Source organism: Coleofasciculus sp. (assembly GCF_046539235.1).
GTDB lineage: Bacteria > Cyanobacteriota > Cyanobacteriia > Cyanobacteriales > Coleofasciculaceae > Coleofasciculus.
Map to the genome: position 1 here is coordinate 1 of NZ_JBKHHI010000254.1, position 9,555 is coordinate 9,555.

The 9,555-nt window shown below is 43.4% G+C and carries 9 protein-coding genes; 8 read left to right on the forward strand and 1 reads right to left on the reverse strand.

What is annotated here, in order from left to right:
* Window positions 1–160 precede the first annotated feature (160 nt).
* The 8 genes from ACLFWI_RS20005 (at window position 161) to ACLFWI_RS20040 (ending at window position 6,770) form a co-directional block, all read left to right on the forward strand.
* Window positions 161–943: an RNA polymerase sigma factor SigF gene (locus tag ACLFWI_RS20005; protein WP_446414371.1), complete on the forward strand. Its 783-nt coding sequence runs from the start codon at window positions 161–163 to the stop codon at window positions 941–943.
* Window positions 944–973: 30 nt separating this feature from the next.
* Window positions 974–1,315 (forward strand): phage holin family protein, encoded by a 342-nt coding sequence (locus tag ACLFWI_RS20010; RefSeq protein ID WP_446409277.1) that lies wholly within the window; start codon window positions 974–976, stop codon window positions 1,313–1,315.
* Between the two features lie 208 nt (window positions 1,316–1,523).
* Complete coding sequence (gene sbcD / locus ACLFWI_RS20015) at window positions 1,524–2,840, forward strand: exonuclease subunit SbcD (protein ID WP_446414374.1); 1,317 nt, start codon at window positions 1,524–1,526, stop codon at window positions 2,838–2,840.
* Between the two features lie 1,024 nt (window positions 2,841–3,864).
* Window positions 3,865–4,155, forward strand: a complete 291-nt coding sequence (locus tag ACLFWI_RS20020) for a nucleotidyltransferase family protein (RefSeq protein ID WP_446409276.1) — start codon at window positions 3,865–3,867, stop codon at window positions 4,153–4,155.
* Window positions 4,145–4,495 carry a HepT-like ribonuclease domain-containing protein gene (locus ACLFWI_RS20025; RefSeq protein WP_446409275.1) on the forward strand — a complete coding sequence of 117 codons (351 nt, stop codon included), beginning with the start codon at window positions 4,145–4,147 and terminating at the stop codon, window positions 4,493–4,495. Before ACLFWI_RS20020 ends, ACLFWI_RS20025 begins: the two co-directional genes overlap by 11 nt.
* Before the next feature lie 71 nt (window positions 4,496–4,566).
* The gene (locus tag ACLFWI_RS20030) at window positions 4,567–5,790 is read left to right on the forward strand and encodes a tetratricopeptide repeat protein (RefSeq protein WP_446414372.1); all 1,224 of its coding nucleotides are present in this window, start codon (window positions 4,567–4,569) and stop codon (window positions 5,788–5,790) included.
* Between the two features lie 302 nt (window positions 5,791–6,092).
* A complete protein-coding gene (locus ACLFWI_RS20035; protein WP_446409273.1) occupies window positions 6,093–6,536 on the forward strand; it encodes a hypothetical protein in 444 nt (147 codons plus the stop codon).
* A gap of 30 nt (window positions 6,537–6,566) precedes the next feature.
* Window positions 6,567–6,770 carry a hypothetical protein gene (locus ACLFWI_RS20040; protein WP_446409272.1) on the forward strand — a complete coding sequence of 68 codons (204 nt, stop codon included), beginning with the start codon at window positions 6,567–6,569 and terminating at the stop codon, window positions 6,768–6,770.
* Window positions 6,771–7,625: 855 nt separating this feature from the next.
* Here the strand turns inward: ACLFWI_RS20040 and ACLFWI_RS20045 are convergent.
* Window positions 7,626–9,555, reverse strand: a 1,930-nt coding sequence (locus ACLFWI_RS20045; RefSeq protein ID WP_446414373.1) for a WG repeat-containing protein, incomplete at its 5' end; no start/stop codon positions are given.

The window sequence follows — 9,555 nt, forward strand, 5'->3', positions numbered from 1 at the left end:
TTTACGTATTTTTGCGGAGACGCTCAACACCCACTCTTTAAATTTCCGTAAAACAACGATGGTTGAATTGTTTGTCTCTTTCGACAATAGGGTCAAGATTACTGATTAAATATCAAGCCCTTTTAGAGGACACCTTGTCACAGGTGTTGGTTTATTCATCATGACAACTCAATCAATTAATGTTCGCGGAATGGAATTGTTGATGGCGTACTCCCAAAATCATTCGATAGAATTACGTAATCAGCTTGTCCGGTTAAATAGTGGATTGGTGAAGAAAATTGCTTATCGCGTCAGCCAGCAATGTAGCGAACCTTATGACGATTTGGTGCAACTCGGCTATCTGGGTTTGATTCGGGCGATTGAACGGTTCAAGCCGGATCAAGGGTATGCGTTTAGTTCCTTTGCTGTGCCATTTATTCGCGGCGAGATGCTACATTTTCTTAGAGATAAAGGAAATATTGTCAAGATTCCTCGTCGTTGGCAAGAACTTCAGCAGGAAGGACAGCGCGTCAGTAAACGGTTAACCGCTACATTAGGACGCCCGCCTAAAGATGGGGAAATTGCTCAAGCGCTGAATATTTCTGTGCAAGAATGGCAAGATAGTAAATTAGCCTCGAAAAATCGCTTGCCCCTGAGTTTAGATTTGACAGTAGGTCATCATGTTGATCATCCGGTCACGTTGGGTGATATGCTAGCGGATAGTTATGACCAAACCTTGCAGCACTGGGAAGAAGACCGACAGCAGTTACAAGGCGCGATCGCACAACTGGAAACCAAAACTCAAGCGGCGATTGAGTTCGTCTTTTTCCGGGATCTCCCCCGTAAAGAAGCCGCTAAACACATTGGTGTTAGTCCGATGACAGTCAGCCGACACCTACAACGGGGGATTAATGAATTGGTATCTTTACTACAGCCGCAAACACCAGAGCGTCTCGCCAGTTAGAATTTGGGTGTGTGTTATTAGACCAAACCCATGAAAAATTTTCTCTTAACGTGGCTGTTTACGGCACTGGCATTAATCATCACTGCCTATATCGTACCGGGTATTACGATCGCGGGTTTTCCCACGGCTGCGATCGCGGCGGTTATCTTAGGGATTGTCAATGCTATCGTCAGACCCATTCTGGTTCTGCTGACTTTACCCTTGACTATCGTGACGTTGGGGCTATTTCTGTTAGTGGTTAATGCGATATCCTTGTCCCTAGTCGCCTACTTAACTGGCGCCACGTTTACGATTAGTGGACCCATTCCCGCCTTGATTGGTTCAATCGTGTTGTCTGTCGTTGCGAGTATTCTTAACCAATTTGCTGATTAATTTGTCCTTTGTCATTTATCCTTTGTCCTGGGCTATTGGTTGGGGCGGGTTTAGTGACATTGAGGTGACCAAAAATGTTAGTTGTGAAACCCGCCCCTACTCGATTCTGGTTTTGAATTAACCTTATTAAGGTTATCATCGATAAGAAAACAAAAGCCCCTACAGACAGGCAATCACCAGACGTGCTATGGCACGTCTCTACACGATTATGATTAAAATTCTTCACCTATCAGATATCCATCTGGGTAGTGGTTTCTCCCATGGGCGAACTAACCCAGAAACGGGATTAAACACACGACTAGAAGATTTTGTCAATACCTTATCTCAATGTATTGATCGCGCCATTGCTGAACCCGTGGATTTAGTCTTATTTGGTGGCGATGCTTTTCCTGACGCCACACCACCCCCTTATGTACAAGAAGCCTTTGCTACTCAATTTCGCCGCTTAGTCGATGCAGAAATTCCCACAGTATTGCTAGTGGGGAATCATGACCAACATTCCCAAGGCAATGGGGGCGCAAGTTTATGTCTTTATCGTACCCTAGGTGTGCCAGGATTTATTGTTGGTGATACGCTGGCGACTCATCAAATTCAAACCCGGAATGGTTTAGTCCAAGTGATTACCTTACCCTGGTTAACTCGTTCCAGTTTACTGACGCGCCCGGAAACTGAGGGGTTAGCCTTAGGTGAGGTGAACGAGTTATTAATTCAACGCCTTGAACCCATATTAGAAGGAGAAATTCGGCGGCTGGATTCCCAAGCACCAACCATACTCTTAGCCCATTTAATGGCAGACCGTGCTAGTTTTGGGGCAGAGCGTTTTTTAGCGGTGGGTAAAGGCTTTACCATTCCCCTATCCCTAATGGCGCGATCATGTTTTGATTATGTTGCATTAGGTCATGTCCACCGCCATCAAAATCTGAATCCATCGAATAACCCACCTGTGATTTATCCGGGTAGTATTGAACGGGTTGATTTTAGTGAGGAAAAGGAAGACAAAGGTTATGTGTTAATTGAGTTGGATAAAGGTAAGGCTGAGTGGCAGTTTTGTCCCTTACCTGTGCGTCCATTTTGCACGATTAACGTGAATCTGGTTGAGGAAGCTGATCCAGAAGCGGCATTACTTAAAGCGATTAAGAAAAAAACGATTAACGACGCTGTGGTTCGGTTGATTTATAAAGTCCGTTCTGATCAGTTAGATTTAATTGATAATAGTACAATTCACCAAGCCTTGAGTGAAGCCCACAGTTATACGATTCGCCCCGAATTAGCCAGTCAGTTAGCCCGTCCGCGTTTGCCAGAATTGGGCGTGGGTAGCAGTATGAATCCCATGGATGCGCTGAAGACGTATTTAGAGAGTCAGAATAATTTAAAAGATATTGCCGCAGATATGTTAGAAGCGGCGCAATATTTATTAGATGGGCAAGGAGATAGTTGGTTAGAGGTAGAGGAGTCGGGAGACGATAAGCAGGAAGCAAGTCAGGTGGGAAAAGGGAATCAAAAGAATCAATTACGTTTACTTTAGGGGTTCGGGGAAATACCTATAAAAAATGAAAACGCTATCTTAACGGAAACTGGAATCAGAGCCTCGGTGATTTTCCGGCAAAAATTTATGACTGCGATCACGGAAGTACCTAGATGTACCCCAATTCAACACTTCTGAGCTACAATTATATCATCCAGCGAGTTCTGAACCCTATATTTTCGCTGATTGGGAGCTTCTACCTTTGTCAAATTCTTAGGCTTCCCAATGCCAATACAGATATCGATATATTTGGAGTCTCCCTGCCCAAAATGTCAAAGTGAATGGGGAAAATTAAAGGAAACTAATAATATTCATGCGGCAGGATTGTACTGTAAAAAATGCGGAGAATGGTTGAAGTGGATGGGTAATGGCAAAACATTGAAAGCTGTAGTCAAAGTGGAGAAGAGTACATAAAAATAATTAGGTTATAGCGCTTCGCACTGGTCTAGTTACACTTTGTTTGTACGAACATCCCATCTGGAATCAGCTTCAGAGAAGGGAGTTGTAAATACACGCCTAGTGACCTGCTATATATTAACTACTTTGCAATCCTGAGTAATATGTCATGCATTTCAATTGGGTATTAGTAGCGATCAAGATGTTCGCAATACTTTATTTTAACATTGAATAAATAATATTTTATAAGAGCGATTTCGGTATTACAAGAAGGGTTGCAGCGTACACGTCAGATGAATCAATCTCAAGTTTGTGCTTGGTTGTTAACCCAATTTCAACAATGAGTATAAGGTTGCTGAATCAGTATTGGGGTGAGGCGAGGGAACAGGGAACAGTTAGGGATATCACACAATCGGGCAAAATTTGCCAAACTAGACATATTCCTTTCGCTTGGGAGTAAGCGGTAATGTGGTTGGCGGGATTGTTTGTTTTTGGCGGCTGGATGGTATCCTTGTGTCTGCCTGTGTAGTTATACCAGATTCACGGAAGCACCGATTACGCGATCGCGATTTGATCAGCTATAGTCCTATCCGTGGCAGAATCTGAGATAGAACTTAACCGATAGATAATGCAAAAGGATAAGGTACTGGCAATTTTAACCACAAACCAAGACTCCTTAAAACGTTTTGGAGTCAAGTATTTGGCAATTTTTGGTTCAGTAGCGCGAGATGAGGCTAGACCAGACAGTGATGTGGATATTTTAGTCGAATTCTCTGAACCCGTGACCTTTGATCGTTATATGGATCTTAAATTTTACCTGGAAGACCACTTCGGTACATCAGTAGACCTTGTGACTCGGCGATCGCTAAAACCCCAGATTCGTCCTACTATAGAACAAGAGGCAATTCGTGTCACGTAGTATTCGCCTTTACCTAGAAGACATTCTAACCAGTTCAACCAAGGTGCTGCGTTATACCCAAGGCATGACCTTAGAACAATTTATTGCAGATGAACGTACCTATGATGCTGTTATACGTAATCTAGAAATTATTGGAGAAGCTGCTAAAAATATCCCTGACGATATACGTACAAACTATCCAGACATTGAGTGGCGTAAAATTGCTGGATTGCGGGATATACTGGCTCATGCTTACTTTAGCTTAGAAAATGAAATAATTTGGGATATTGTTCAGAATAAAGTCTTTCCATTACTGGAGGTAATTCAGCATATCTTAGAAGTGGAGTTTGGTAAAGGTTAATATGACGGGGGGCTTCTGACGGATTAAGCTAAATATATATCTTTCTTTCTTTCTCTTGGGAGTAAGCGGTAATGTGGTTGGCGGGATTGTTTGTTTTTGGCGGCTGGATGGTATCCTTGTGCTTGCACGAGTTTGGTCATGCGGTTGTCGCCTACTTTGGCGGCGATACTTCGGTTAAGGATAAAGGCTATTTGACGCTTAATCCCCTCAACTATACTGACCCAGGTTTGAGTCTGCTAATGCCGATGATTTTCTTGGTGATGGGGGGAATTGCCCTTCCCGGTGGGGCGGTTTATATTGACCATAGTAAATTACGCGATCGCAGATGGGATAGTGCAGTCTCGGCGGCTGGTCCTTTTGCCAATGCCATGGTAACGGTGGCGTTGGCGATTCCGTTCTGGTTGGGTTGGGTGACGGTATCACCTGACGGTTGGCTGGGACAAAGTTTAGCCTTTCTCATTTTCCTACAAATTTTTGCTGTTGTTATCAATTTACTGCCTATTCCTCCTCTGGATGGGTATGGAATTCTCCGCCCTTGGTTACCGCAATCGCTTCAGCAACGATTCAATAAATTGGGTCGATATAGCTTTTGGTTTATTTTTGGCGTGTTATGGTTTGTACCCGCCGCAAGTCGAGAACTTTTTCTGTTCATTTATCGAATTGCTTTAATTTTAAATATCCCTCCAGAAGCGATTCAGTTAGGGAGTGTCCTCTTTACTCAACCCGCGACGAAGTTGGCATTAATTGTCGGATTCCTTGGCTTTCTCTGGCTGATGAAACACAAGGGAAATCAAACCCAAAATGCTGACGATTTACAGTGGTTTAACCAAGGAAATCAACTGCTGAAAAATCAACGGTATGATGACGCGATCGCAGCTTACGATAAAGCGATTCATCTCAATCCTAATTTATATCAATCATGGTATAATAGAGGGCTTTGCTTGGCAGAGTTGCATCAATTCAAAGAGGCAATTACTTCCTACCAGAAAGCCATTAAAATTAAACCTGACTTTGAGCGGGCTTGGAATTCGCTAGGTAATGCCTTTTATCAATCACAACAATATACAGAGGCGATTACTGCCTACGACCACGCCCTGCAACTCGAACCGAACTTGGCTAATACTTGGTATAATAGAGCCTGTTGTCGAGCGTTGCAAGGTTATGTTGACTTAGCGATTGACAGTTTAAAACAGGCAATTGAGATTAATCCCAATTTCCGCAAACAAGCGAAAACTGATGCTGATTTGGAATCGATTCGGAATAGTTGGCATTTTCCTGAGATTTTGCCGCACTGATAATCAATAACAAGTTATTCTGTGGTGGGCAAAAATAAGGAACGGTATTATCAGGCTTTTAAAGGTTATAAATTTTGCCCACTCTACGTCTAAATTATAAAATTATGTTTCTTAAGCTGTCACGTATTTAAATTGTACATGGGTAGCGAGCAAGATGCTCAATGTAGCGAGCAAGATGCAAAGCCTGCGGCATGGCTTCGCTAAACGCACTACTACGACAAGGATTTCGTCCTTATTGACATTAAGGTTTCAATGCCAAACAGCTTAAAAAATAACATAAGATGAAGGACAAATAATATAAGATGAATCAACTTTCCCAACAATTGCCAATAGTGCTTTTAGTCGCCACGACGCTGGCAATACCATCAACGGCTGATATTCATCCGGCACAAGCGGGAACCTGCGTGGCTGCCAGCAGTTGCAGACAAGAATCCGTCAAATTTGTACCGGGTCAACGGATTACTGTTGAGGTAGCGAATTTAACCTCTAGCGTGATCAAACTTCAACAAGTTGATGTTACAGACCCTCTACCTGTGAGTCCAGGACAGGTTCTCTCCTTTGTCCGAGGTGGGAATACTAACCCAAATTTCTCGGCGGTGTTGTGGGATACCCAAGGATTACCCTTAAATGTGAATATCCGTAAACCTGAAGCCAGAGTCTTACGCATTGAAGTATTGCCCAGTGGTCGTTCTCCGGGGGTTCGCGCTGTTTATCTGCAAGATGACGGTCGAGTAGAAGTGATGTAAGGTGTTAGGTGTTGGGTGCATTCATTGATTATGAACAACTATCCTTGTTATTCTGCTCAGCTTCTGCCTCGTATCCGCCATACTCCAAATCATTGGTTTGGTAATCACGATAGTCAGGAGATATCTGTTGTTCCGGCTACTAATGCCGCGAAAACTAATCCGTCTCCAGCGTCGCCTGTTACCAATCCTCTAGATCCGTTGTTATCGCAACGGATTTTAATCACAACTGAGTGATCGGAGTGATCGAGTTTAAGAAGTGTAAATTATTCAGATCCCACGCTTCAAAGACGTGGGTTTTTGTGTTCATCGTTCATGGCGCATAGTTCATGGCTCTTGAACAATCAATGATAAACCCTAAACCAAGTGGCTTGCATCAATCCAGGTCGATTGAGCGATTAAGCTGGCGCATAATACTCAAAGAAAAGACACATTATTTGATGCCAGATAAAATATGATTAATTTTTTGTTATCTAAACTTACCATCATACACAATTAATTTGAGGGTGACATCTATCTTTTGACAGGTAAACATTAAATAAAAATTTTTTACGATTATTCCCCAAAATTTTTACATTTAATAAGTAAGCTGATTAACGTCGGGTGGAGAAATAACCATGAATAATTGTCCTTGTTGTTCGTCTCAGTTACTAGCTCACGTTCGTGACAAGCATATTTATTGGTTTTGCTCTCGTTGTCGCCAAGATATGCCTGTTAAAGCTAGTAATAGAAACCCTTTTCACCAAGAGTTTTCTTTTGTAAATCACTTAAATGACATTTTGTCACAGAAAGCTTTAAAACCAGCCGATTAAGTCGGTAATAGGGCGCACGTCGGTCATCCGTTTCAACTTAAGACTTTGTATGACTAGCGCTCAAAGTTTAGATCCCCCTAAATCCCCCTTAAAAAGGGGGACTTTGATTAATTTCTGGTTCCCCCCTTTTGAAGTTGATTAATTTCTGGTTCCCCCCTTTTTGAAGTTGATTAATTTCTGGTTCCCCCTTTTGAAGTTGATTAATTTCTGGTTCCCCCCATGTCTCTTATTAAGTAAGGTTTTCAGCCTTAAGTTGACACCAATGCACGTCGGTGCGCCCCTACGATTTTTCAAACAGATTACGAATATAACCCCATCGTTTACCCATCTGAATGGGGGCTAATCCGTCACTAAAGGGTTTGACTTGATCAAATTCTGGTGAAATGACCTGATCGCCCTTTTGATTGATATACCCCCAAAACGACTCAATTTTGACGGCGGCTAATTCTTGGGAAAAGGGTTGCGCCGCATCAAATTGTGGCTCAATAACCAGTTCTCCAGTAGGATTAATATAGCCCCAGCGATCGCGCAATTGAACCGGAGCAAGTCCTTGGGCAAAAGTCCCCGCTGCGTCAAAGTTCGCGGGAATCACCAGTTGACCCGTTGAGTCGCAATATCCGTATTGAAAAGCGAGTTGTACCGCCGCTAATCCTTCGGAGAACAATTCCGCCTGATCAAACTGAGTCGGAATCGCCCATTTACCAATTTTATCGATATAACCCCATTGATCTTCAACCTTCACCGCCGCTAACCCTTCACTGAATCGAGTCGCCTGATCAAACTGGGGAGAAATTACCCATTGACCGGATAAATTGATATACCCATACCGACTACCAATTTTTACTCGTGCTAATCCTTCCGCAAACTGATCCGCCTGATCAAATTCTAAACGAGTTATCAGGTATCCCGTTTTGTCAATATAGCCCCACTTGTACCCCATCCGCACTCGCGCCCGTTCCTCCTGAAACGAATCCAGCCAATCAAATTCAGGCTGAGTAACGAGATTCCCAAAGCGGTCAATATAACGATATTCAGCCCCAACCCGACGATGGGTAAACCCTTGTGCTTTTACTTGTGCAGTGTTGAAGGGAACCGATTGGGCATAGACGTGCGATCGCAAGGCTTTGGCTAAGGTATCATTATCCTGGCGCAAGCCCTCATAGAAAAATAACACCTCCCCGGCTAAACCGCGATCGCGATTATACTCAATTGCTTGTACCAAATCCTGGGAACTGATGCGATACGACCCGCTTTTAATCAGGATTCCGGGTATCACCGTAGACAATTGTACTGGGTTTAATTGGTCATTCACCAACCGATCAACAAGCTGTTTATAACTAGCAAAATCCCGGCGATAGAATTGGGGATGCATCATATCCACCAATCCCTGATCCACCCACGCTTGATTATCTTGTAAATATTCCTGTAATCCCCAGGGATAGGGACTCGGTGCGATAGAAATTATCAGGTTTGGATTAATCACAACCACCTGTCGGTACAGACGAGTCAGGAAATCAGTTAGCAAATCTGCCCGCCATTGTAGCCATTGGGCGTCTTTGTGATTTTTAGGCGGTTCCTGGTTAAACTGCTGAATATAACGTTGTACTGTTTGGGTATCATACCCCCCTTCAGATGGTAGGGCGGGTAAACGGTCATCTCCCTGAATTCCAGCAATATCGTAATTTTTAATAACTTCTAGGATAAGTCCGATGACAAAATCCTGCACTTGGGGGTCAAACGCATTCAGCCATTCAAAGTTATTTTTTGTGAGTAAATTCCCTTGACTATCCCGCGCCGCCCAATCGGGTTTTTGGGCAAGTATGCGTCCACCCTTTTGATTATAGGAACAGGCAAAGCCATATTCAAACCACGGAATTACCGCTAATCCCACGTTCTTAGCCGCTTGAATCAGTTCAGCGAGGGGATCTCGTCCAGTAAAGCGGGGATCAATTTCTAGTCCCACCGTATCTCGCATTAGGCGACTGGGATAAAGCGTCGCCCCATTATTCCAAACCACGGGAAACACCAGATTAAATCCAGTGTTGGCAAGGAAATCCATCGCCTCAGCTATATTCTTTGGGGAGTTAAAGACTTGGCTATCGGTAGTCGTTAGCCAAACCCCTCTAATTTCGGGTGAGGATAATTGATTGCGGGTGTTTGTAGTCAGCGCTTTAGCGCTTCTTCTTCTCAAGTGCCTACTACCAACCCAG